The following is a 23,596-nucleotide window of genomic DNA, read 5'->3' as shown; positions in this document are numbered from 1 at the left end:
CGGGGGAGGAAATACCATGAATTTACCTAAACATATCGAGCTTTCACAGGCGGTCAAAGCCTGCAAAAACAAAGCGATGACAATAGATGATGCAGCTACATTTCTAGGTGTACCCACATTTTTTGTACCAGTGCTTGCTGACTACTGCCCTGACTTGGTCATTGAGGGCAATGTCATCATGGCAAAGCGTGAGTCAAACGGACCTGTCATCTTCACATTGCTGTTTTTCATGGGGATTATAACGATTGCTGGGTTGATGCAATGAAACAGATTGATCTATTTAGAGAAATCATTGTAGACAACTTCGCAGGAGGCGGCGGAGCAAGCACAGGCATTGAGCTTGCGACAGGCTTATCAGTTGATATAGCTATCAATCATGATCCTGCTGCCATTGCAATGCACGAGGTGAACCATCCTGACACGGAACATTATTGTGAATCTGTGTGGGATGTTGATCCTAAACAAGCAGTCAAGGATAGAAAAGTCGGTCTAGCATGGTTTTCGCCTGACTGTACACACCATTCAAAAGCCAAAGGCGGAAAACCTGTAAAACAGAGTATCAGAGGGCTTGCGTGGATCGCTGTCAGATGGGCGATAGCAGTAAAACCGCGTGTCATCATGCTTGAGAACGTTGAGGAGTTTAAAGATTGGGGGCCTATCTCTAAAGAAGGTAAACCGATTAAAGAGCAAAAGGGACAGACGTTTCAATCATTCGTTAAAACCCTTGAGTCACTTGGATATGAAGTGCAATTTAGAGAATTGACAGCTTGTGATTATGGAGCGCCAACTATACGAAAAAGATTCTTCATGGTTGCAAGATGTGATGGGAAAGAAATCGTATGGCCGAAGCCGACGCATGGAGATCCTAAAAGCCTTCTTGTTCAAACGGGAAAGCTCAAGCCGTGGCGAGCGTCTTACGAAATTATAGATTGGTCCATAGGGGTCCCTAGTATATTCAGCAGAAAACGGCCTCTTGTTGAAAATACGATGAAACGAATCAAAAGAGGTATTGATAAATTCATCGTAAACAATCCAAGTCCTGTAATGGTGCCGGATAAGAGTAAAGCGGCATTCTTGATCAGCTATTACACTGAACAGTCAGATAAAGAGGTAAGAGGTCTTTCGCTTGATCGACCATTACACACAATCACCGCTGGCGGGAATAGATTCGGATTAGTAACCGTAGCCTTTCTGACAAAGTATTACGGTCAAGGCGTAGGACAGCGACTAGACGAGCCATTGCATACGATTACAACCAAAGACCGTTTTGCCTTAACAACTGTTTGCACAAATGGTCAGAGGATCGCAGACATCGGATTGCGTATGTTGCAGCCAAACGAACTATTTGCAGGGCAGGGGTTCCCGCCTGGATATAAATTTAACATCGGTAATAAATCGGACCAAATACGCAGGGTGGGGAATAGTGTTCCACCCCAATTCGCAGAGCAGCTGGTGCGGGCTAACCTCCCTGAGATGTGCGTACCTGAACATATGAACAAATATTATAGCAAAGCAAACTAACAGCCTAGCGGCTTAGGAGGAAAAAATAATGAACCTTGAAAAAAATATTAAAGATGTTATAGCACAACAATTAGAAAACGGAATCGTTGAAAATCTGATCGCAGAGCAATTGAAACAAGGCGTTTCAAAAGCGCTTGAAGACCTGTTTGCTTCATATGGTGGAGAAGCAAGAAAAGTCATTGAAAACAAGTTGAAAAGTGTCATTGTTCCTTACCTTGAAACTTACGATTACTCAGAATACATTACCAAGCTGGATCATGTGCTAGTCGAAACGATAAAAGAAGCGTCATTTGATAACCGTACACTGCTTGAAAACTTCAAGAATTTAATGATCGAGGAAAAAGAGAAAACAATGAAACTATCCGATCTCTTTGAGAAATGGAAAGAGTATGTAGCGAAGAAAGTAGAAACTGACGGGCTTGAAGTTGAATTTGATGATGGACCAGAGTATGAGGCGGTTGAGGTTAGAGTTGAAGTGGAACGGAATGAGGACAGATCATGGAGCATCTTTGAACACGCTACAATTTTCTTTGAATGTGAGCATGATGAAAAAATGAATTTTGAGGTGCCAATTTCTCTCTATAAAAGAGAGGAGCAATGGGATCTTCAATATAGATCAAACAAAGAATTGAAGTCGCTGAGACATCTAAATGACTTTGAAATCTTGCTAATGAGATTAAGTCAAAACAACGTGAAACTCGATCTTGATATTGAGTGGGAAGAGGATGAAGTGACACCAGATGAAGAGCCGGAAGCGACTTTCGGGTAAGGGGGAACTTAAGATGAACTACTCACTATATTTGATTGACGACAGACTCGTTATTGATCTTGGAGCGGGCGAAAAGAGTCAGCATAAAGCGTTTAGCGGTGTGCCTGAATTAGTAGAAACGCATATCTTTTGTCAGGAACCAATCGGACAAGTTGAAATATCGGAAGAACAACTAAAAAAAATTAAAGTCAATTTTCATAATGGCGGGATATGCGATTACTGCGATGAGCTTTCAAACAAAGTACGTCCTTCTCCTTTTATGGGTGATATCGGCTCAAGCATGTGTAAAGACTGCTGGGATATGACAAAGCAGGAGTATGCGGCATCACATGATGAGCATATAGGGGATTTTGAAGATTATCCTCACTGGAAGGGGAACGGTAATGAAACTCAACAATAAACAACAGCAGCAAATCATAGAACGAATGAACGACTTTGGAGAAAGAGGCGTGAAATCGAACGGAGCGGATAAAGAAGCAGTTGCCTGCATGGCTACTCTTCTTTGGATGCTACAGGTCTTAAACGTTGATACGGATTCACTAAAGGAGGAAGCACGATGAAATTAAATAAACCATTAAAACTATCAAATTTACCACATCATATCGAAGTTGGTAACGAAGAAACGCATGATATTTACATGGTAGCCGAGCTTATTGATGAGATTAGAGACGGTGAAACCTCTCCTGAAGGTAACTGGTTCCTGATTAAAAGAAGACGTTGGGAACCAAGCGCAAATGCCATGATTGATAGATATATAGAGGCTGAGCATGAAGAAATGTATGAAGGCTGGGCTGAGCGTGCCGACGATTGTTTTACAAAAGAAGTCGTTGAAAAAATTCAAGAAGTCTTAAGTCATGCTTTCAGAGGTGATTATGCAACATCCTATTGGACGTATGAGCAACGTGTAGAGATCGACATTTTTCCACAGTTGAAGGAGGAAGCACAATGAACGAAAATAACCCAATTGTATATTCAGTCATAGAGAAATTGCATAAGCAGCAGGAAAAAGGCCTTCAAAAGTACGGGGCTTATGTCAAAACCTCCTCCTATGATCTAAAAGGGTGGTTGCAGCATGGACTTGAAGAAACGCTGGATCTTGCGACATACCTTGAAACGGCCATTCAGTTGCTACAGGAACAAGAACAGGCTTTTCAAGCTCGTTATGATCACCATATATCACAAAAATATGAAGCGATGGCGGGTTTTTATGATGGCTGGAGCAGTAGTGCAGATGCCAGAAATCACCACGCATTGAGTGCAAGCCTAGTTTATCAAGACGCTTTGACAGCTGGCTTTAAATTGAAAACGGAGGGTGAATAAGATGAAATTAAAATCAGTTTTTACTTTAGAAGTTTTAGAAACGATAGATTGTGGCGAATGGGACCATTATCCAACAGAAAGCGAGATGGAAGAAGCATTGATTGCTCAATTTGGGAACTGCACACATTTTGATGACGGTTTACCTATTATTTTTGAAGTCAAAAAGAGAAATACATTTCATGGGGAGGTTTTCAAATGAAAAAACTACTAATCACACTATCTATCATTGTGGCTGCGGTGCTTTGTGCGCCGTCTGCTGCTGCTGTAACGAGCGGATATAAAACAATTGGAGGGCATACAGTCAGCGTATCAACGGATGCCAATTCATACACACCACGTGCTAAAAGCATTGATGTGGCAGCACGCAAAACAGGCAATGAAACAGTATACTACCGCTTCACGCTTCAAAAGAAGGTGAGCGGCAAATGGAAAGATCAGCGTTTTAGTCTTGTTGGATCGTTTAAAAACGCCACGCCAGCAAAGGAATTTTACACAGTAAATCATACTGCTGGCACGCACCGTATCAAGATGACGATATACAAGAACAGCAATTGGACAGGCGTTAAGGGCTACATTTATACGCCAGCTTTTGAGGTGAGGAAATGAAAATAACAGTTAACGAACAACCTCAACGCTTTTATTTAGCTACAGAAAAGGTTTGGAAACCAATGGTCGGCCATGAGGTCAGGGTTGATGAATATAGATTTTGCGCCATTCCGATGGATGGGCATATCAATATTACTGAGGTTACATCCGGTTTACAGATCGTTGAAATACCAATGAGTTTAGGGATTATGACAGAAACAGTAACAAAAGAAGGTGCCATTTCTTGGCTCTATAAGGTCGGAGAATCACTAGTGAAAATTGTGAAAACAAAAGATTATGACAAACAACTCGAAAAGATGAAAAAAATTGCTATTGAAAAATTAGGAGACATGCCACCAATCGAAGATGTTGATATGGATTGGATTTTTGAAGATGAAAGCGGCGTATTAAATTAGGAGGTAGCGGAATGACAGCAGAAGAATTGCACAGTTACTACTGTGAAGATTGTGAAGAGTGGACATATCTTGAAACATTAGAGCATCCGGGCGAGGTCCATTGTGCATATTGCGGGGTTGCTGATGTTAATATCAGCCGAGCCGATTATGAAAAACTCAAAGAATGGGTGAAGATATGTAATGAATCAGTATAGAGTGTATGACAAAAGAACAGATGAAACATTGTTTGAGTCTAAAGACAAAATAGATTGTTATTTTTTCATACAAAGCAATTATGACGAGAGTGATGATGATTGGGAACATATTTTCATAGATACAACTAAATAAGTCCAAGACGGAGAGCCTGCGGACACTGATCAACACCTTTTAAGGGTGCTGGTTGGTGTCCGTTTTCTTTTTGTCGGAAAGGAGCGTCCATGAAGAAGGAAAAGCCGAAGAAACGACCGCAGGAGCTTACAGAAAGAGAGATACGTGAGCTTATGGGGCAAAACATGCAAAGACTCAAACGAGCCAAAGGCGGGGCAATGCGCAGAAAATAAAGGGGGAATTATCATGAATCAAACAAGCTTAGACATTCCGCAGATCGACGAGGAAAAAACAAGATTCAAAATGGAAAAGATGATGGGAAAATATAAAATGCTTAGGTTGCAAACGCCAGAAGACTTTCTTCCAAAGATCACAACAACATATACCATTACGCCGCCTAGCTTTTCCAATCAGTTTCATTCATCGACCGAGGATGCAGCTATTAAAAAGATGGAGTGGGAGATTGAGCGTGAAAAATATATGAAGCGAATTGAAAAGGGTATTAATCGTCTTACGCAAAAAGAGCGCCGTATTTTAGTTATGCTCTATATGCAGGATGAAGAAATGTATGATTACGAGATTTACGCTGAAATGGGCCTCAGCCAAAGGAATTATTATCGTGTTAAAAATAAAGCATATTATAGACTGGCCTTTGCTTTGAGAGAAGAAGTGTACAAGCAGGGGGATAAATCATGAATTTTGTTCAGCCGATAAGGGACCTTGATCAGATCCATTATATAAAGAAGTATTTAGGTGAGAGAAACAAACGAAACCTGCTGCTGTTTGTGGCGGGAATCAATCTGGGCTTGCGCATATCCGATCTGCTGGAATTAAGGGTGAAGAACGTGAGAAAACAGTACGTATCCCTTAGAGAACAAAAAACAGGTAAAGAGAAAAGAATCAAAATAAACAAGACGCTTCGAAAAGCGATAGATCAATATATTAAAGACAAAGATGATCAAGAGTATCTTTTTAAAAGTAGAGAAGGACTCAACAAACCAATCAGCCGTAGCAGTGCATACAACATTTTGAGAGAGGCAGCGGAGTATGTCGGGCTTGATAGCATAGGTACACATACATTAAGGAAAACATTTGGATACTGGCATTATAAGAAGTTCAAGGATGTGGCCTTGCTGCAAGAAATATTCAACCACTCAAGCCCAGATATTACATTGAGATATATCGGGATCACACAAGACACAATGGATAGAACAATGGACGACTTTGGCTTATAGGCTCATCTGTTTAAATGGCAGATGGGTCTTTTTTTTTGCGCTCTTTTGCATCAACTAACCATAATGAGAAAATGTCCAACTCATTTTAAGGAAATGGCTTAAAAGCAAGAGGGGCAAAGGATTCAGCGATTCCCTGAGTTAGACACAATATTAGATATGGTGAATTGGTGGATAATGTGGATAAACAAAGGTGATGGTGATATAATTAGAATATAATTACAGTTCGTTAGGAGCGGGTTTAATGATTAAAAAGCATGTCACGCCATCGGATGAAATCCTTGAGTTTATAAGAGAACGTTATGATGAATATGTAAATCGTATTGGTGGAAAGAAAGAGGATAACGATGTTCATTCAAATTTTCTGTTGTCTGAAAAAGTCGGCTCAACTGACCAACTTGTGAACAAATTAATTAGCACAAAATTCAATGTTTCCTTAGAGCATGTTAGTGAAATGACTTTTGGTGAACTGAAAACCCGCTTTGAAGATGAGTGGTCTCAACCGATGGATCACAGCCATGCTCCAAAAGCATTACTTAAATGGTTGAATAAAAGAACCGATAAAGATACTGAAAAGATGTTACAAAAGATGAAGGAGGGTATGGCAAATGATTAAAGCTATCACAAAAGGTAATTAATTTAAGAGCGGCTTCCGTTTGTGGAGGTCGCTTTTTTGTCGGAAAATAATGCAGATGAAGAAGGGATGATTACGATAAAAAGAGACATGGATTTAATTCGTAAAATATTACTTTATTTAGAAGAAGATACAAACCCTTTGCAGTGGCGAATTATTGAGGTTGATGGGAAAACTCTTGAAGAAGTTAGTTACCAAGTGAAGTTGCTGTCTCAGGCAGGCCTAATAGAAGGAAAAGACGCTCAAAGAGAGCCTGCTTATTTCCGCTGGTACGCAAGAAGCTTGACTCATGAAGGTCATGATTTCTTAGATAGTTTGAGGAATGAAACTGTATATGCAAAATTAAAAGAGAAATTTGGTGAACAAATTAGTGCTATTCCTCTTATGGTGCTTTCTAGTGTAGGCGCAGATATGACTAAGGAATGGGTGAAACAAAAATTAGGATTAAAATGAACTTTCTATCTATTTTTTAGCATTGTAAAAATGGCACACTTTTGGCACGATCTTGGCAAAGCATTTTGTCTGAGAGCGGTTATGATGGTATTAGGTGATAAATTGAGAGCGGCTTCCATTGCGGAGGTCGCTTTTTTATATGGAGGTGTCGGTTGTGGCTGAACTTACTGTAATGTCTATGGAGCGATTTCTACAAGAGATAGAAGAATCTTTTTCTCAAGAAACGAACCATATTAAAACTGTTAAACGAGTTCCTTATGTCGTTGTACATGCTGAAATTAAACACAAGGGCAACAGGATTAAATCAGAGTATACATTCTATGATGCTGAGGATATGTCTTTCAAAGATGCGCAAGAACGTATAGTGAAGATGCAGCAAGACATTATTTCTTGAACTACAACAATAATTAAGACTGAAAAGCACCTGTCTGTGTGATAGGTGCTTTTTTATATGGAGGAAGAGCATTGGAACTCTTAATCTTAAAAGGCTGTTCAAAACAACGTACAACTACTTTCATAGTAGGAACAAACACTTGTCAGGCAAGAACGCTATGGCAAGATTTGAAAAAGAAATTCCCACAATATAAATATCCGCAATTTGTTTCAAGGAACCCGGCAATGCTAGACGGGGTAAATCCTAGCGAAACAGTTTTAATTTTACTGCCGGGCTATTATCGAAATCCAATAATCAACTGCTGTGAATTTCAATGGTTAAAGGAGAATGCTATTGAAGTAATTCATATCAATGAGGAGGAAATCAGATGAAAATTTTAGTTCTTAAAACGGATTGTCTACTAGATCAGGATGCAAAGGAGAACCTTAGAGAAGAAGCAAGGAAAGCAGCGCAGAGTGGCATTATGATTCTTGATAGGGGAACGAGTTTGGAAGTTATTGAAATAGACAAGTCAGCCCTATTAGATGAAAAGGGGATTGCGGCGAGTTTTGAACAACAAATGAAAAAAGTTGGGGAAATGACGGTAGATGGAAAATATGTTCCTTACGAAGAACGTAAAATTGATACGGGGATTGAACAAGCAACAATGGCTGAAATTTTTGGAACCTTTGGACTCCCTCTCCAAAAAGGTAATATGAAATGAATGATGTTCTGTGCGAGAAATGCCAAACATATTATGCTGTGGAAGTGAGAGAGATAAAAGAAGCGAAAGGAATTGTAATTCAATTCTTCTCCTGTCCTCATTGTGGAAACTCGAATGTTGTTTCTGCTACAAATAAAGTCATCCGTCAGAAATTACGAGAATTGAGAAAGGCGCGCAGTTTTTATGAACAAGCAACGACACATAGAAGCGCACAACGACGTTTTGAAAAGTATACGCAGCTACATGAAAGTGTCAAACGTCTTATGCTTCCTCTAATTGATGAAGCGAAACAGAGATTGAATAATTCATAGCATCCTTCGGGGTGCTTTTTATTTTGGGGAGGGACACAACGTGGACAACTCACTCAGGGAACTAATCATCAACACAGCAATTGGACACGCAATAAGGACAGACCAATTGTATAACGGTCTTAAAGCCCTTAATAAAAGGGGATGCATATGGGCAGATGGGGAGATCGTCAGGGGGTTAGGGATGCTTGGGTCTTATGGTGTGAGGGATAGGCAAGCTATAGACAGCCTTCTATATGTCAGCCAGACTCTGTCCTATGAAGCAGCGCGATCCTATCTAGCATCATATCAAAGGCAGCACAGGGAATTTTATGCTGTACAGAAAGTAGGGCATCTTCATGCCTTTGTTTTGTTTGCGATGATAGATGAGAGGAAAGCTGGTGAATCCAATGCCACCTAAACCATTGAGGGAGTGTAAGGTGCGAGGGTGCAGAGAGTTAACAAGGGATGGTTATTGTCCTACTCATGCTGATGGTAAGCAGCAGGAAGCGAAGTATTACAACAATCATGTTCGAGATAAACAATCAACAAGTTTTTATAAATCAAGAGAATGGAAACAGACAAGACAACTTGTTCTGATGAGAGACAATTACCTTTGTCAAAGCTGTTTAAAACAAGATCGTGTCGTGCCTGCTGACATGGTTCATCACAAGATTGAACTTAAACAAGATTGGGGCAAGCGATTAGACTTAAACAACCTCGAAAGCCTGTGTAACAGCTGTCACAACAAGGTGCATGGCAAGCGAGGGTCATAGGTACCCCCCGGCATTAAATACCTAGAAAACGGCTTTGTGAAGATCGGTGAGCCGTCGTCTGCAAACAAACACCGCTTTTCAAAGTTTCCGAAAAACAGAAAACCCCCTCGGCGAAAATGCCGAGAGGGCTTGGTACGACTGGTTTTGCTGTTAATTCGATCATATCACGAATTTGATCAAAAACAAGCATAAATTTAAAAAAATCGAAACGGAATGAGGTGAAAAATATGCCGAGACCTGCAAAATCCGCAACGCTTCAACTAATACAGGGCAATCCAAATAAGAAGAACACAGATGAACTAGCGATGCGCGCCGACCAAGAACAGAAAATGAAAATGCGATCAAACAATATCAAACCTCCATCCTGGTTAGATAAGGTTGCTAAAAAGGAATTCAAACGGATCGCCGAGCTATTAAAGGAAGTGGACATTATAACGGAGGCAGACATCAGCATGTTGGCCGCCTATTGTAATGCCTATTCACAATACATTTTAATAACTAAAGTGATAGAAGAAGATGGACTCATGCTACAAAAAGATGGATTTGATGAAGACGGAAAACCAATTGAATTGGTTGGACAAGAACATCCATTATTGAAAAGACAAAAGAACTTCTTTGATCAAATGAAGTCAGCTGCAAATGATTTTGGTCTTACTCCATCAGCCCGCGCAAAACTAGCGATCACCAAAACACAGGAGATTCGGGAAAAAACGGCTGCTGAAAAGGAGTTTGATAACGTGTGACAATTAAGCAGTTTATGATTGATTACTCAAATGATGTTCTACAAGGGAAAATTGTAGCTTGTCAAAAACACATTTGGGCCTGTCAGCGTTTTTTGAATGATGTTGAACGAGAAGGAAAAGAAGAGTTTCCATATGTATTCGATGAAGAAAAGGCCCGCAGATTTCTTTTTTGGATGACTCAATTTAAACATACCAAAGGACCATTAGCAGGTGAAAATATTGATCCTGATCCTATTCAGATTTTCATTTTTGGCAATGTCTATGGATGGGTCCACAAAGATACCGATATTCGCCGTTTTACAACTGTGTATTGGCAAGTTGGCCGTAAAAATGCAAAGACTCAAAGCTTAGCAACTGTTGGGTCATATGAAGCAATGGCGCTTGGAGAAAGTATGTCGGAGGTTTATATAGGTGCAACCAAAAAAGAGCAGGCTAAGATTTGCTGGAAAGAAATAAATGCTCAAATTGAGGGTAGCGACCTTCTCAATAAACCATCAAAAAAATATAAGGTAGCATATGGGACAATTGAACATATTAAAACAAAATCAATTATCACACCACTTGCAAAAGATGCCGGGAAAACCGGAGATGGATTTAACCCTCAATGTGGAATTATTGATGAATATCATGCTCATCCAACATCAGAAATATATGATGTTATTGAATCGGGTATGGGAGCAAGATCACAACCTTTAATGGTAATTATCACGACTGCTGGACCTGAATTGAATAATCCTGCTTACCGTGTCGAGTACAATTTTGCTTCTCGTCTTTTAGATCCAAATATGGTAGAGAAAAATGACCATTACTTTGCAATGATTAATGAGTTAGATGAAGATGATGATATTAAAGACGAGAGTAAATGGGAAAAAGCAAATCCGATACTTGCAAAACACGAGTTTGGCATAAATTATTTAAGACGGCGTTTGGAAATGGCTTTGAATGTACCGGAAAAAATGCGTGATTTCCTCACCAAAAATATGGATATTTGGGTGAACATGCGATCAAACGGATATATGGATATGCAAGCATGGTCTGATTGCGGGTTGAGTGAAGGTATACCAGATTTAAATGGTAAGGAATGTTATGCAGGGATTGACCTATCAAAACGTATTGATTTAACAGCGGCCAGTTTTGAATTTCCACTCGAAAATGGGATGTATTATGTTACAGCACACGGCTTCATGCCAGAAGATACGTTTCATGAGAGGATGAAAACTGACAAGGTACCATATGATCTATGGGTCAAAAAAGGTTGGCTAACTCTAACTGATGGAGCTGTCGTTGATTATGATTATATCCGTGCGTACATTAAAAGAATGGAAAAGGATCAAGGTTGGAAAATCAAAGAGATTGGATATGATCCATATAACGCAACGCAGTTTGCGCAACAGATGGAAGCTGATGGATATGTCATGATCGAGATCAGGCAAGGGGTGCAAACATTATCCGAGCCGACCAAGGATTTACGTGAGAAAGCTAAGGCGCGAAAATTAATTCATGACAACAATGATCTATTAACGTGGGCGATGGGGAACGCTGTGACAAAGATTGATGCGCAGGAGAACATCATGCTTGATAAATCAAAATCGACACAACGTATTGACCCAGCAGCTGCACTCATAAACGCTCATGTGAGAGCTAGTCAAAATGATGATCATTTAGATTTGAATGAGTATATTTTGTCAGGGGGCTTTTCATTCTAATGAAAAATACCATAAAAAAAATTATGATTTTTCTATTCTCAATATTAAATGACCTAGTATTTTTTGCCGGGGCAATCTTTATTACAATAGCAGCTTATAAAATACACGAAATCATCGGTCTTTTAGTGACTGGTGGTTTTTTTATATTTACAGCAATTTTAATGAGCCGAAGGAGGTGATTAATTGTTATTAGAAGGTATGTTCTCTAAAAGATCAGCAGATTCAGACAGCGGCTGGGGAATGTCACAGGTCCCGCAATGGGTGTTTGATATTTTCGGTGGTGGTAAAACAGCAAGCGGAGAGAAAGTGAGTGAATCGACCTCATTAAAACATCCTGACGTTTTTTCTTGTATCAATGTTTTGTCAGATGATATAGCAAAACTATCTGTCCATATGTTTAGGAGGCTGGGAGAGAATATTTCAGGAGAGCGTGACCATCCTGTTTTTAAATTGCTCTATTTAAAACCCAATCAATATATGACAGCTTTTACTTGGAAAAAATTAATGATGACGCATGCTTGTACGTGGGGAAATGCATATTCTTTGATTCTTTCAGATAAAACAGGAGATATCAAAACATTAAACCCTCTTAATCCGGCGAATACAAATCCGTATCTCGATCCAAATACAGGTATATTGTGGTACGAAACAATCATCAATAACAAACGAGCTGAATTGTATGCGGAAGAAGTTCTGCACTTTAAAGGGATGACGGAAGATGGAATAGTAGGCCTCAGTCCAATTCAGGTGGCAAGGGAACATATTGGTGCTCAATCTGCTGCAACAAAGTTTAACGCAAAATTGTACAAAAATGATGCAACACCAAGAGGTATTTTGAAAATCCCAACCCTGTTACAACCAGAGGCAAAAGAGGTTGCAAGAAAAGAATGGCAGAGAGTAAATGCGGGTGAAAGTATTGCGATTGTTGATGCTGGACTTGATTATCAATCTATTTCAATGCCTCTAAAAGATGCCGAATTTGTAGAGTCTATGAAATTCAATAAGGCTCAAATCGCTTCCATATTCAAGGTGCCTCTTCATAAGATAAATGAATTGGACCGCGCTACATTCAGTAATATCGAACATCAATCTATAGAATATGTGAAGAACACTTTACAGCCGTGGATCGTTTCCTTTGAACAAGAAATCAATACAAAGCTGTTTACTGATGATGAAATAAGGCAAGGGCTATATGTTCAATTTAATGTTAATAGTGAATTGCGCGGTGATTCAAAATCAAGAGCTGAATTCTATGAAATTATGGAACGAATAGGAGCTATGAATATAAATGAAATTCGTGCTCTTGAGTCAAAGAATGCTATTCCTGATGGGGACAGACACCTAGTTTCACTTAATTACACTTTCTTAGATATGTTAGATCAATATCAGATGGCTAAAGCAGGCCATAAAGGAGGTGATCCGAATAATGCCAAAGGAAATCAGACAGCTAACGACGGAAATTGAAGTTAGGACACTTGATGATGAAACCAAAGGTGAATATGTAGAGGGTTATGCCCTTAAATTTGAAAAATGGTCTGAGCGGCTTGGGTGGTTTAAGGAAATCATCAGCCGTGGAGCGCTGGACGAAGCAGACATGTCCAATGTAATTGCTTTATTTAATCATAAAATTGATTATCCATTAGCAAGAAATACTGTTTCAACGGGCGCTGGTAGTCTTCAATTAACTGTTGATGCAATAGGGCTGAAATTTAGATTTGAGCCAACAGACACCACTTACGGACAAGATTTGATGAAGAATTTGAGAGCAGGCGTAATCAATCAATGTTCTTTTTCGTTTTCCCTTGATCATTCAGGTGATGAAGAACCTGATGAATGGACAAGAAATGAAGAAGAAAAGTTATATGAGCGCCGAATCAATCGAATCAATCGCATTTTTGATATTTCACTTGTCACAACTCCTGCATACAGCGACACGGAAGCTGTTGTAGGAGAAAGAAGTCTAGAAAAAGTAGAAGTTTTAAAAAGACAAAAAAACACATCAAATAAGAGGATTGAGCTGGAACTAGACTTACTAGACCTGACTATATAGTGGGTCTTTTTTTATGCTCAAAATCAAGGAGGAAAATCTATGCCAGTAATGATGAGTAAAGAGGAACGTCAATTGCGCCAGCAGTTCACACAGAAAAAGCAAGAAGCTAGGAATTTAATAAGTGAAGGAAAAGATGAAGAAGCACGCTCTATGCTTGATGATGCAAAGGCACTGCAAAAAAGAATTGAAATGATGTCTGAGGAAAGAGAACTCGATGCACCAGAAATTGAAGACCGACATTATGTCCCGGAACAGAAAAGAGATCCTGAATCTGATTCTTCTGACGAAGAACGCAGCTTAACAGGAACGCAAGAATATAGAAATGCATGGTTCAAGGTCTTGACTGGTCGTGATGATGAATTAGGTAACGAAGAAAGAAAAATGCTGCAGGAAGTTTTAAAAGAAAATAGACAGCTTTCATCTAGCAGTGATAAGGATGGCGGATACACAGTACCGGATGATATTTCGAAACAGATTATTAAGTCTATTCAAGAATTAAATTCTGTTCGTAACTTGGTACGGGTTGTACCAAAGACGGCACCAGCAGGTAGCTATCCAGTAAGAAAGGGTGCTGCAGGAAAGTTATATAACATTGCTGAAAAAGAAGCGATCAAAGAACTCAAAAATATGGAGTTCGACCAAATCACATACAACGTCAAAAAATTTGCTGGCTTTTTGCCTATCCCAAACGAATTATTGAATGATTCTTTCATTAATTTTGTGAGGGAGATTGTAGAATGGCTCTCTGAATCTGCAACTGTAACTGAAAATGATGAAGTCTTCTATGGAAAAGGCGGAGAAAACAATGTAGAGGGGATTATAACAAGTAAAAAATATAAATCTCTCAAAGCTCCTTCTCTAATTACAATTAAGTTTTTGAGAAAAGTTAAAAACCAAATCAAAAGAGGCTATCGAAAAAATGCAAAATGGGTGATGAATACAGAGGCATTTGAAACATTAGCAAACATTGAAGATAAAAACGGCCGCGGGATTTTAGCCGAGGACCCACGCAATGAGGATAGCTTCCTTTTATTCGGAAGACCTGTTGAAGTGTATGACGAGATTGTAACAGACGATAAACAAAAAACGCATATTCTATTCGGTGATTTTAAAAATGCATACTTTATGTTTGATCGTCAAAAATTCGAGATCAAATCAACTGACATCGGCTCAGATGCATTCCTAACAGATCAAACATATTTCAGAGGTATTGAACGATTTGACGGAAAAGTAGTTGATCCAGAAGCCGCAGTAATTGTTACTGATTTAGTTGTAGGTGAAGAAGCAGCAGTTGAAACACCTTCTGAAGATAAGTCCGTAGACGCTGGAAAATAAAAAAAATTGAAAGGAATTGATCTATCATGGCTAAAGATTATTTGTTTGAAAGTAATGGCGTATACACATCTGCAGAGGAGGGCGCAGACGGTAAACCTATCACACCTGTTTATTTAAAAGGAAACAGCGAAGAAAACCCTCTCTTTATTCAAGGGATGCAGGGTGAAAAAGGACCAAAAGGTGATACTGGTCCTCAAGGTCCAAAAGGAGAAAAAGGTGATCCGGGAGAGCAGGGGCCGAAAGGTGATAAGGGTGATGCAGCTGTAATTGAGGAAGGCGCAGTTACAAATAAACACCTAGCAGATAAATCTGTTAACTCTCGTACATTAGGCACTGGCAGTGTTATGTGGGAGAATCTCAATTCAGCTGTAAAAGAATTGATTACCGAATTACAAACTAGAGTCGAAGTTTTAGAAAAACCAAAATCTGAATAAGGTGATGCCAAATGACTGAGGCAGAACAAAAAGAGCTTGAAAAAGCGAAAAAATACCTCCGCATTGATGGTGATGCGGAGGATGATTTGATTTTACATTTCATCGCTGCAGCAAAAGAGTACATCACGAATGCAACGGGTTTAAAATTCCCTAACAATTTAGCGCAAGTAGAGTTGGCAGTCATGTCATTTACAACTCACTGGTATGAGAATAGGCAAATATCCGGCACGACATCAAATCTTGACGGGGTGCTCACAACAATGGTCAATCAACTCAAATATTTGGTTGTGGACGGTGAAAAAGATGCTGAATGACATGAGACACCGCATCCAGTTTCAACAGAAAAAAGAAAAGACTCGTTTACCTGTTGATGGTGACAACGGTTGGGAAACTGTGGTTGAGTGCTGGGCTAAAGCAGAGGGTTTAAAAGGGGCTGAATATTATGCTGCAGCTGCTATCCAAAAAGAACATACAATCAAGTTCACCATTCGGCACCGGGAAGACATTGACGAACATATGAGGCTCTTATTCAAAGGAAAAGTTTACGAAATTGAGTCTATAACACCCAATTATTCAAGGCTTCATTTCCTCACAGTTAGGGCAAAGGTGGTGAAGTAGTAATGTTTAATCTTCAAATTGAAGGTTTAGATGAATTAGAAAACGCCATTGGCAACATGCAAAGAAAGGTCAGCAAGATGCATAAAGAAGCTCTTACAGCTGGCGCAACCGTGATAAAAGATGAACTTCATCCAAACACACCAAGATCCGACAAAGGCCAAAAACATATGCAAGATGATCTTGATATTACTCGGCTTCGCACTGATGGTGACGGATTGAAATATGTGGCGGTTGGTTGGCCGAAATCCAAGTCACGTAAGGACACACAATGGAGAATTCATTTTCCTGAATTCGGTACCTTACATCAGCCTGCACAAAAATTCTTTACGCGTACTGTAGAAGCAAAATGGGACGAGGCTATTCGAAGAGTAGCAGATAAATATCGACAGGCGCTGAGCAAACTATGAACAATCAAAACTTAATAAGGCGTGCAGATACTTGCAAGAATGCCATTTTTGAAGCGTTGGAGAATGATCCAGCGCTTTTGTCTTTAATAGACAAAGGTGATATCTATGAACTTGCAGTGCCAGAGGGTACAGAGTCGAGTCCGCCGTATGTTGTGCTGCAAGAAATCAACTACAGGCCAATCAAATGGGCTGATAACAGGCCCATACAAGATAGTGCAACTTATCAAATTGATGTTTATCACAATACCGATCCACAATCTATCATGGCTGTAATCGGTGATGTGATGGAGCGTTTAGATTTTGTGCCATCTATACCCATCAATGACTTTTTAGAGAAAGAGAGATTGATCAGAAAAGGGTATCGTTTTGAAAAAAATATAATACTAGGAGGCTAACTATGGCTGAGTACAGTTCAGTAACTGGTTTGGAAAATGTTCAGTTTGCACCATTGCAAAAGAAAGGTAAATTCTTTGTGCCTACTGAAATTTTAAAATATGAATATGCAATCAATATGAAGGTGGAAACTGAGACATCAACCGAGAAGCAGTACGCAGATAACAAACTGGTCGATTTAGTGGTTTCAACTGGTTCTACAAAGCTAGAAATTGAAATGCGGGATCTTCCTATGGAAATTCTTGCGAAGCTGCTAGGAATCGAACAGGACAAAAACGGGTTGTACTTGTTCAAAAAGAACATTACCCCACCATGGGTCGCAATGACGTTTGAAGGTCCAAAAGCAAACGGGAAGTCTCGTCATGTTGGTTTAGTAAAAGGGCGTTTTTCTCTTCCAGGCGATGAGTGGAAGACAAAAGAAGATAAGACAGATTTCCAAACCATTAAACTATCTGCGGAATTTGTTGACCGTGAGCAGGACGATCTTTTTAAAGTGGTCACAGATGAAGATGCTGAAAACTTTAATCTTGATGCATTTTATAAGTCGGTTTTCGGTGATGCATACAAAGATGATAAAGCAGAAAACGGCAGCAGCGTTGATATTGGAAAAGGTGCTTAAGAGGGCTGAAAAGCTCTCTTTTTTCATTGGGAAATAAAAAACAAGGGGGAGTCACTATGACTCAAAAACAAATTTCTATCTCTATTTGGTTCGAAGAAGAGAAAAAACACAAAACGTTTATTGCGCCAAGAACAAACGCAAAAACACTTTATGAGGCATTTGAGTTAGATGAAAAAGCAGCGGGTGCGGATAATGCGAAAGAACTTGTTAAAAGTCTGAATGAACGAATTAAATTCATTGTACGTGTCTTTCAGAATCAATTTACTTTCGATCAGTTTCAAGAAGGCTTCCAATCCTTTGAAATTGCAGATGCAGTTAGAAAAATCATGATGGAGATCATGGGCTTTAAATCAGCAGAAACACAGGAAGAAAAAGATTTTTTGCCCGACATGAAGGCGTAGATGAGCCTTTAAAAAACGGAAAAGATCAATTAAATAAAATCTATACCACTTTACTAGAGCAAGGCTGGAAGATGCATGAAATTGATCAAATGGATATTTTTCATTTCTTAGAATTGAACGCTGAATCAAGCAAAACAAATGAAGTAACGATTGATCAAATATTCTAAGTCTTGAAATCTACGTCAGGGAAGCGGGGTGGTACATAAATGACTCAAGCAATCGGCAATATGGTCGCCAAGGTCAATCTGGATGACTCAGGTTTTAACAGAGGTATAACAGGTCTTCAAAGGCAAATGCGTCTTGCTAATTCTGAATTTAAAGCAGCTACTGAAATTTATAAGAATACCGGCAATCGAGCAAAAGAATTGCAAGCCAAAGTTGATGGACTTAACAATAAATATCGTATTCAGGGTAAAGTAGTAGAAGAGCACCGAAAACGTTATGAACAATTGGTAAGAGAAAAAGGGCGTGATAAAAGAGAAACACAAATTCACGCTCGAAAACTCAACGAATCCATCGCTGTACACCAGAAGCTAGAAAAAGAGCTTCGGCAGGTATCTAAAGAATTTGAGCATTTGCAAAGCACCGGCAATAAAGCAGCTGGTGTTTTTTCTGTTTTTAAGAAGAACGCTGGGGAAGTATCAGAAGAGTTGCAATCTGTCTACTCTGCTGCGGGAATGGCAGGGAAGGCATTAACAGGTATCGGTGTAGCAGGCACCGTCGCAATTGGCGGCGCAGTTAAAGTGGCAGCAGACTTTGAAAAGGCGATGAGCAGGGTCGGTGCTGTGGCGAATGCATCGAATGACGAGATGGGCCGTCTTACAGAAACGGCGCGTCATTTGGGGGCTACGACACAATTTACAGACGGACAAGTTGCCGAAGGAATGCAGTACCTTGCAATGGCTGGTTATAAGACAAATAACATTATCGGTGCCATGCCGGGCTTGCTTGCTACTGCGGCAGCAGGGCAAACAGATTTAGGTGTAACAGCGGATATTGTATCTGACATCCTCACAGAATTCCATATTGCTGCAGAAGATACAAACCGTGTGGCGGACGCCATGACCTACACGTTCACCAACTCAAACGCTACGCTTCAACAGATTGGTCAAACGATGAAGTATGCGGGACCAGCTGCAAAAACTGCAGGTGTCAGCATGGAAGAGTTAGCGGCCGCAACGGGTATCATGGCGAACAGTGGAATCAAAGCAGATATGGCAGGTACTGCATTACGATCCACATTAACAAGGCTTGCGGCACCTCCGAAGCCAGCAGGTAACGCGATACATGAACTTGGGCTTAGTGTTACTGATGCCAGTGGCCGTATGCGACCATTGTCAAATATCATTGATCAGATCAATGATAAAACGAAAAATTATACAGAAACCGAGAAAATCCGAATCGCAAAACAATTGGCTGGTCAACATGCCTTATCTGGTTTTATCACTTTGCTTCATGCAGGCGGTGATAAGATCGACAAGTTTACTAAGCAAATTGAAAACAGTGGCGGTGTAGCTGAAAAAGTGGCAAAAGGTCAAATGGACAACCTTGCGGGGTCAATGGAGTACCTGCGTTCTGCGGCAAATAACGCAGTCATTTCTTTGGGTAATCAGTTTATTCCAGTGATCCGCGCCACTACAGATGGTTTAACAAAAATCGTTAACTGGTTTGATCACCTGCCTTCTTCTGTTATGCAAACAATTGCTGTTACTGGTGCTGCCATTACAGCTTTCAGTCTTTTAGGTGGGGCTTCATTATTGTTGTTGAGTGCCATTCCTAGAATGGCAGAAGGCTGGAGAGTGCTTAGAACTGCTGGGACGTATCTGACAGGCACTGTCAGAGGGTCATCAACAAGTCTAGGAGTATACACGACACAAGTGACTGCTGCGGGGGTAGCTTCACGAACTGCGGCAACAGGTATTAACACAGCTGCAGCATCAACGGCCGTTATGTCTACTCGTATGGGTCGTTTACAACAAAACACAGGTCTAGCGACTACTCGTATGGGACGTCTAAACCAAACGGCCACAAGAACATCAAGGACAATGCGTGGACTTGGCGGCGCATCTCGGATTGCAGGCGGCGGTTTAATGATGTTTGGTGGGCCAATGGGTATGATTGGCGGTCTTGCGCTCTCTTTTCTTCCTGAGATACTCAAATTCGGTAAAGGTATTGTTATGACTGGGGTAAACGCCGTGAAAAGTGCAGGCGGTTTTATGAAACTTGCAAAGGGCGGTTTTGGCCTGTTTAACATTCTTAAAAAAGGCGCAGGCGTTGTGAGTTTGCTTAGAGGCGGCTTATCTGTGCTTGGTGGTCCTGTAGGCATGTTAATAACAGGAGTCACGCTTCTAGGCGAAGCAGGGTTTAAATATTATGACAACCTGCAAAAACGTGTCTTACCAGCAACAATAGACTTTGGCGATAAAGTATCTGAATCCACTTCTAAAGCTGTAAATGCTTATTCGGATATGGAGACAAAAGCCAATGCTAAATTAAATAGCCTTTATCTCAATCAAACTAAGATAACGGATAAACTAGCTGACAACATGAATAAACGATTCTCAAAAATGGCTGACACCATAAAAAAAGGCTATCAAGATAGTGCTGACAAGTCTCTTGACGTTTTAGGAGATTTCTATTCAAAGAATAATTCACTTAAAAAGAAAGATGAGGAAAACATCCTCAATAAAATCAAAACAGGAAATGAAAAGAAGCAGAAGCAAATAGAAAATTACGAGAGCCGAGTCAAAAAAATATATAACAAAGCAGCAAAAGAACATCGATCGCTCACCCAAAAAGAATGGGATGAGGTCAAAGACATCACCAAAAAGATGAGTAAAGAAGTGGAAACGGCTCTTACAAAAAGCAAGGATGAGCAAACGCTCATTTCTAAAAAGTTAAAATCAGAATCGTCTACTTTGTCGGCCAAACAAGCAGCTGCCACAGTGAAACATAGTAAAGATGCCAAAGACAAGGTTATTAGCAACGCCAAAAAACAAGCAGACGCAGTTATTAAAGAAGCAGATGACCAGTTTTACATCAAAAAAAATATTACTGATAAAGAGCACGCTGCGACAGTTAAAGCTGCAAAAGATCAGCGAGACAAAACAATTAAAGAAGCTAAAAAAAGTCATAGAGGCGTAGTGAAAGAAGCAAAGAAACAAGCAGATGGACATATCGAACAAGTCAATTGGGAGACAGGTGAAGTGCTAGGCGCTTGGGATACATTCCTTGTGGATTTAGCTGGTGTCGTCAATACCATTACTGGTGGTATCAATAAGGTTTTAGAATTTATGAATATACCGACAATCCCTGAGTGGAAACCAAGCGGACACAACGGGAAGAAAAAGGCGATGAATGTTGCACCCGGTAAGGCATATGCCAAAGGTACTGACTACCATCCGGGCGGTCGCGCGCTGGTTGGTGAGGAAGGATATGAGCTTGCTCATACTCCGGGTATTGGAACATATATGGTCGGTGTTGGTGGTCCTCAAATTTGGGATTTGCCGCGCGGAACATCGGTTTTGCCACATGACCAGACTAAAAAAATAACTTCGCAGGGGTTGCCGGGTTACGCTGGCGGTGTTGGTGATTTCTTTAAAAAGGGCGTTAAAAAAGCTGGTGAAGTAGTCGGTAAGGTGAAAGATTTCGGATCAGATATCTTTGACCTTGTGATGGCTGGCCCAAAGAAAATTATCAGCAATATATTTGGAGGTCTCATCCCGTTTAAAACTGGTAAAGGGATAGACGGACTTGGAACAGGTATTTTAAAGACAATTCAAAAAGGCGCTTTAGGATTTTTAACAAAATCATTAGGTGATTTTGGAGGAGGTGGAGGATCATTCAAAGGTGTAGGGGGTAGTGCTGCAGTCAAAAAGTGGGTTGCACAAGCCATCAGCATCACTGGAATTTCTCCATCCTATGCAAAAGCGTTAGAAACCATTGCGATGAAGGAATCAAGCGGAAACCCGACATTAGTTAACAGGTGGGATAGTAACTGGAAGGCGGGACATCCATCACAAGGGCTTATGCAATTTATACCAAGCACATTTGCTGCATACAAAAAGCCCGGATATGGAAACATCAAACATCCAGTACATCAAATCGTTGCCGCGATTAACTATCTAAACAAGCGTTATGGCGGCATCTATAACCATCCGGGATTAAAATCTATGGCGCGCGGTGGCTCTTACATCGGTTATGCATCTGGTGGTGTCATTGACAATCATCAGATCGCTCAATTAGGGGAAAACGGCTGGCGCGAATATGCTATCACTACTGAGCCTAAGTATCGTAAACGCTCTTTGCAGTTGTATTCTAATCTCGGCAAAGAGCTTGGAGTGCCTAGTTTTGGGGATGGTATGATCTCCACGGCTTTACAGATGCTTGATCGCATTAGTAACAAAGGAGAAAAGCCTCAGAGCAGGCAGCAAGACGGATCTGACATGAGACAGATGATTGAAAACCAAAACAAGCAAATTGGTCTTATGGCTCAACAAATAGACCTGCTGTCCCAAGGATTAATGATGATGCAAAAAGGCTTTGAACAATTAATCTCCAAAGACAGTAACAACTACATGGATGGTCGAAAGCTAGATCAAACGACAGGTGAACGTTTTAGAAAACAAGCATTTATGAGTGGGGTGAGGTAGATGGAATTATATATTGATTTTAACAATGGATTGGGTGAGCAAAGTCTAAATGACTTGCTTCCTCATTTTCATCCATTGAGCATGACACCTGCCTCACCAATTGTTGAATTTGAGACAGTGTCATTACCACGAATTAATGGTATTGTACTGCCGCAACACCCGAGGGACGTGAAGTACAAAGAAAGACAGATTCAGCTTGAAATATATATGAACTCTATAATAGCTGAGAATTTTTACAGCTACAGAAGCGAGCTTTATGCTTTATTAGTTAAACCGTACCCATACTATATTGCTTGCGATTTATTCCCAAACAGGCGCTTCTTGGTGACTTGTGATGGGAATTTTTCAGTTCCAAAGGAAAAAGAAAAGAATCATGTTGTGTTTACAGTAGAATTTACGGATGTTTTGGGTGCTGCTGAATCAAAAAGCACATCATTAAATCGTCAAACATTTGAGGGGGAACGGTGGAGTCCCGGAATGAATATCGAGATGCGTGACGACCTAGAGTATTCATTCAAGAACAAAAAAACGTTCAGCATCTATAACATTGGAGACTTTAGAATCAACCCATTGCGTCATGATTACCAAGTGACGTTGAAAGCTAAAGGAAAAGGTGTAACCATCATCAATCATACGACAGGAGAGCGTTTGAAAATTGAAGATGAATTAACTAAATCAAGGGAAGTTTCTTTTATCAAACAATACACCGTCGCAAATAAAAAACGTCTAAAGACATCTGGCAGGCTCCCCTCACTTGATATCGGCCGAAACGATTTTGAAATACAGAACGCAAGTGACATTGAAATTGTTTTTGACACAAGGTTCTACTATGCATAAGGAGG

At 40.1% G+C, this 23,596-nt stretch carries 36 protein-coding genes; all 36 read left to right on the top strand.

Features of this window, described 5'->3' with window-relative positions; translation table 11 throughout:
• Positions 1 to 16: 16 nt before the first annotated feature.
• The 36 genes from MKZ03_RS12745 (at position 17) to MKZ03_RS12570 (ending at position 23,591) form a co-directional block, all read left to right on the top strand.
• Entirely contained in the window at positions 17 to 265 is a 249-nt protein-coding gene (locus tag MKZ03_RS12745; protein WP_341032043.1) for a hypothetical protein, read from the top strand.
• On the top strand, positions 262 to 1,521 hold the full coding sequence (locus MKZ03_RS12740; RefSeq protein ID WP_341032041.1) for a DNA cytosine methyltransferase: 1,260 nt from the start codon (positions 262 to 264) through the stop codon (positions 1,519 to 1,521). Before MKZ03_RS12745 ends, MKZ03_RS12740 begins: the two co-directional genes overlap by 4 nt.
• A gap of 28 nt (positions 1,522 to 1,549) precedes the next feature.
• Positions 1,550 to 2,290 (top strand): hypothetical protein, encoded by a 741-nt coding sequence (locus MKZ03_RS12735; RefSeq protein ID WP_341032039.1) that lies wholly within the window; start codon positions 1,550 to 1,552, stop codon positions 2,288 to 2,290.
• 13 nt (positions 2,291 to 2,303) lie between these two features.
• A complete protein-coding gene (locus MKZ03_RS12730) occupies positions 2,304 to 2,690 on the top strand; it encodes a hypothetical protein (RefSeq protein ID WP_341032037.1) in 387 nt (128 codons plus the stop codon).
• On the top strand, positions 2,674 to 2,850 hold the full coding sequence (locus MKZ03_RS12725; protein ID WP_341032035.1) for a hypothetical protein: 177 nt from the start codon (positions 2,674 to 2,676) through the stop codon (positions 2,848 to 2,850). Before MKZ03_RS12730 ends, MKZ03_RS12725 begins: the two co-directional genes overlap by 17 nt.
• Positions 2,847 to 3,239, top strand: coding sequence for a hypothetical protein (locus tag MKZ03_RS12720; RefSeq protein ID WP_341032033.1), 393 nt, complete (start codon positions 2,847 to 2,849; stop codon positions 3,237 to 3,239). Before MKZ03_RS12725 ends, MKZ03_RS12720 begins: the two co-directional genes overlap by 4 nt.
• Positions 3,236 to 3,610 (top strand): hypothetical protein, encoded by a 375-nt coding sequence (locus MKZ03_RS12715; RefSeq protein WP_341032030.1) that lies wholly within the window; start codon positions 3,236 to 3,238, stop codon positions 3,608 to 3,610. The genes MKZ03_RS12720 and MKZ03_RS12715 overlap by 4 nt, the downstream gene beginning before the upstream one ends.
• 1 nt (position 3,611) lies before the next feature.
• The gene (locus MKZ03_RS12710; RefSeq protein WP_144521593.1) at positions 3,612 to 3,809 is read left to right on the top strand and encodes a hypothetical protein; all 198 of its coding nucleotides are present in this window, start codon (positions 3,612 to 3,614) and stop codon (positions 3,807 to 3,809) included.
• Positions 3,806 to 4,216 (top strand): hypothetical protein, encoded by a 411-nt coding sequence (locus MKZ03_RS12705; protein WP_341032028.1) that lies wholly within the window; start codon positions 3,806 to 3,808, stop codon positions 4,214 to 4,216. Before MKZ03_RS12710 ends, MKZ03_RS12705 begins: the two co-directional genes overlap by 4 nt.
• Positions 4,213 to 4,611 (top strand): hypothetical protein, encoded by a 399-nt coding sequence (locus tag MKZ03_RS12700; RefSeq protein ID WP_341032026.1) that lies wholly within the window; start codon positions 4,213 to 4,215, stop codon positions 4,609 to 4,611. Before MKZ03_RS12705 ends, MKZ03_RS12700 begins: the two co-directional genes overlap by 4 nt.
• Before the next feature lie 11 nt (positions 4,612 to 4,622).
• Positions 4,623 to 4,805 (top strand): hypothetical protein, encoded by a 183-nt coding sequence (locus MKZ03_RS12695; RefSeq protein WP_341032024.1) that lies wholly within the window; start codon positions 4,623 to 4,625, stop codon positions 4,803 to 4,805.
• A gap of 222 nt (positions 4,806 to 5,027) precedes the next feature.
• Positions 5,028 to 5,150 (top strand): hypothetical protein, encoded by a 123-nt coding sequence (locus MKZ03_RS12690; RefSeq protein WP_260852372.1) that lies wholly within the window; start codon positions 5,028 to 5,030, stop codon positions 5,148 to 5,150.
• Between the two features lie 13 nt (positions 5,151 to 5,163).
• Positions 5,164 to 5,613: an ArpU family phage packaging/lysis transcriptional regulator gene (locus MKZ03_RS12685; RefSeq protein WP_339205834.1), complete on the top strand. Its 450-nt coding sequence runs from the start codon at positions 5,164 to 5,166 to the stop codon at positions 5,611 to 5,613.
• A complete protein-coding gene (locus MKZ03_RS12680; protein ID WP_060596944.1) occupies positions 5,610 to 6,152 on the top strand; it encodes a site-specific integrase in 543 nt (180 codons plus the stop codon). The genes MKZ03_RS12685 and MKZ03_RS12680 overlap by 4 nt, the downstream gene beginning before the upstream one ends.
• A gap of 241 nt (positions 6,153 to 6,393) precedes the next feature.
• On the top strand, positions 6,394 to 6,765 hold the full coding sequence (locus MKZ03_RS12675) for a hypothetical protein (RefSeq protein WP_341032019.1): 372 nt from the start codon (positions 6,394 to 6,396) through the stop codon (positions 6,763 to 6,765).
• Positions 6,766 to 6,822: 57 nt separating this feature from the next.
• Complete coding sequence (locus MKZ03_RS12670) at positions 6,823 to 7,236, top strand: DUF2513 domain-containing protein (RefSeq protein WP_341032018.1); 414 nt, start codon at positions 6,823 to 6,825, stop codon at positions 7,234 to 7,236.
• 154 nt (positions 7,237 to 7,390) lie between these two features.
• The gene (locus MKZ03_RS12665; protein ID WP_106035263.1) at positions 7,391 to 7,630 is read left to right on the top strand and encodes a hypothetical protein; all 240 of its coding nucleotides are present in this window, start codon (positions 7,391 to 7,393) and stop codon (positions 7,628 to 7,630) included.
• Between the two features lie 71 nt (positions 7,631 to 7,701).
• Positions 7,702 to 8,001, top strand: coding sequence for a hypothetical protein (locus tag MKZ03_RS12660; RefSeq protein WP_341032014.1), 300 nt, complete (start codon positions 7,702 to 7,704; stop codon positions 7,999 to 8,001).
• Positions 7,998 to 8,333, top strand: coding sequence for a hypothetical protein (locus tag MKZ03_RS12655; RefSeq protein WP_341032013.1), 336 nt, complete (start codon positions 7,998 to 8,000; stop codon positions 8,331 to 8,333). The genes MKZ03_RS12660 and MKZ03_RS12655 overlap by 4 nt, the downstream gene beginning before the upstream one ends.
• On the top strand, positions 8,330 to 8,644 hold the full coding sequence (locus MKZ03_RS12650; RefSeq protein WP_106035266.1) for a transglycosylase: 315 nt from the start codon (positions 8,330 to 8,332) through the stop codon (positions 8,642 to 8,644). The genes MKZ03_RS12655 and MKZ03_RS12650 overlap by 4 nt, the downstream gene beginning before the upstream one ends.
• Positions 8,645 to 8,684: 40 nt before the next feature.
• A complete protein-coding gene (locus MKZ03_RS12645; protein ID WP_137055700.1) occupies positions 8,685 to 9,041 on the top strand; it encodes a hypothetical protein in 357 nt (118 codons plus the stop codon).
• A complete protein-coding gene (locus tag MKZ03_RS12640; protein WP_137055699.1) occupies positions 9,031 to 9,396 on the top strand; it encodes an HNH endonuclease in 366 nt (121 codons plus the stop codon). The genes MKZ03_RS12645 and MKZ03_RS12640 overlap by 11 nt, the downstream gene beginning before the upstream one ends.
• A 227-nt stretch (positions 9,397 to 9,623) precedes the next feature.
• A complete protein-coding gene (locus MKZ03_RS12635) occupies positions 9,624 to 10,139 on the top strand; it encodes a phage terminase small subunit P27 family (protein ID WP_341032009.1) in 516 nt (171 codons plus the stop codon).
• A gap of 14 nt (positions 10,140 to 10,153) precedes the next feature.
• On the top strand, positions 10,154 to 11,845 hold the full coding sequence (locus tag MKZ03_RS12630; protein WP_341032627.1) for a terminase large subunit: 1,692 nt from the start codon (positions 10,154 to 10,156) through the stop codon (positions 11,843 to 11,845).
• A 183-nt stretch (positions 11,846 to 12,028) separates the two neighbouring features.
• Positions 12,029 to 13,309, top strand: a complete 1,281-nt coding sequence (locus tag MKZ03_RS12625; RefSeq protein WP_341032007.1) for a phage portal protein — start codon at positions 12,029 to 12,031, stop codon at positions 13,307 to 13,309.
• Complete coding sequence (locus MKZ03_RS12620) at positions 13,272 to 13,895, top strand: HK97 family phage prohead protease (RefSeq protein WP_341032005.1); 624 nt, start codon at positions 13,272 to 13,274, stop codon at positions 13,893 to 13,895. Before MKZ03_RS12625 ends, MKZ03_RS12620 begins: the two co-directional genes overlap by 38 nt.
• Before the next feature lie 39 nt (positions 13,896 to 13,934).
• Positions 13,935 to 15,230: a phage major capsid protein gene (locus MKZ03_RS12615; protein ID WP_341032003.1), complete on the top strand. Its 1,296-nt coding sequence runs from the start codon at positions 13,935 to 13,937 to the stop codon at positions 15,228 to 15,230.
• Between the two features lie 26 nt (positions 15,231 to 15,256).
• Positions 15,257 to 15,664, top strand: coding sequence for a collagen-like triple helix repeat-containing protein (locus MKZ03_RS12610; RefSeq protein WP_341032001.1), 408 nt, complete (start codon positions 15,257 to 15,259; stop codon positions 15,662 to 15,664).
• Positions 15,665 to 15,675: 11 nt separating this feature from the next.
• A complete protein-coding gene (locus tag MKZ03_RS12605; RefSeq protein WP_341032000.1) occupies positions 15,676 to 15,978 on the top strand; it encodes a head-tail connector protein in 303 nt (100 codons plus the stop codon).
• A complete protein-coding gene (locus MKZ03_RS12600) occupies positions 15,968 to 16,282 on the top strand; it encodes a phage head closure protein (RefSeq protein ID WP_341032626.1) in 315 nt (104 codons plus the stop codon). The genes MKZ03_RS12605 and MKZ03_RS12600 overlap by 11 nt, the downstream gene beginning before the upstream one ends.
• Before the next feature lie 2 nt (positions 16,283 to 16,284).
• A complete protein-coding gene (locus MKZ03_RS12595) occupies positions 16,285 to 16,689 on the top strand; it encodes an HK97-gp10 family putative phage morphogenesis protein (RefSeq protein WP_341031998.1) in 405 nt (134 codons plus the stop codon).
• Positions 16,686 to 17,084, top strand: coding sequence for a tail completion protein gp17 (gp17, locus tag MKZ03_RS12590; RefSeq protein ID WP_306010989.1), 399 nt, complete (start codon positions 16,686 to 16,688; stop codon positions 17,082 to 17,084). Before MKZ03_RS12595 ends, gp17 begins: the two co-directional genes overlap by 4 nt.
• Before the next feature lie 2 nt (positions 17,085 to 17,086).
• Positions 17,087 to 17,701: a major tail protein gene (locus tag MKZ03_RS12585; protein ID WP_306010988.1), complete on the top strand. Its 615-nt coding sequence runs from the start codon at positions 17,087 to 17,089 to the stop codon at positions 17,699 to 17,701.
• Positions 17,702 to 17,757: 56 nt separating this feature from the next.
• Complete coding sequence (gene gpG, locus MKZ03_RS12580; RefSeq protein ID WP_137055688.1) at positions 17,758 to 18,102, top strand: phage tail assembly chaperone G; 345 nt, start codon at positions 17,758 to 17,760, stop codon at positions 18,100 to 18,102.
• Positions 18,103 to 18,308: 206 nt separating this feature from the next.
• On the top strand, positions 18,309 to 22,754 hold the full coding sequence (locus tag MKZ03_RS12575) for a phage tail tape measure protein (protein ID WP_341031994.1): 4,446 nt from the start codon (positions 18,309 to 18,311) through the stop codon (positions 22,752 to 22,754).
• Positions 22,755 to 23,591 carry a phage tail domain-containing protein gene (locus MKZ03_RS12570; RefSeq protein ID WP_341031993.1) on the top strand — a complete coding sequence of 279 codons (837 nt, stop codon included), beginning with the start codon at positions 22,755 to 22,757 and terminating at the stop codon, positions 23,589 to 23,591. It begins immediately after the preceding gene.
• Positions 23,592 to 23,596: the final 5 nt, after the last annotated feature.

This window comes from Bacillus sp. FSL R5-0431 (assembly GCF_038002985.1).
Classification (GTDB): Bacteria; Bacillota; Bacilli; order Bacillales; family Bacillaceae; genus Bacillus.
Note: the sequence above shows the minus strand (reverse complement) of the source record. Positions and strands in the feature narration are given on the sequence as shown.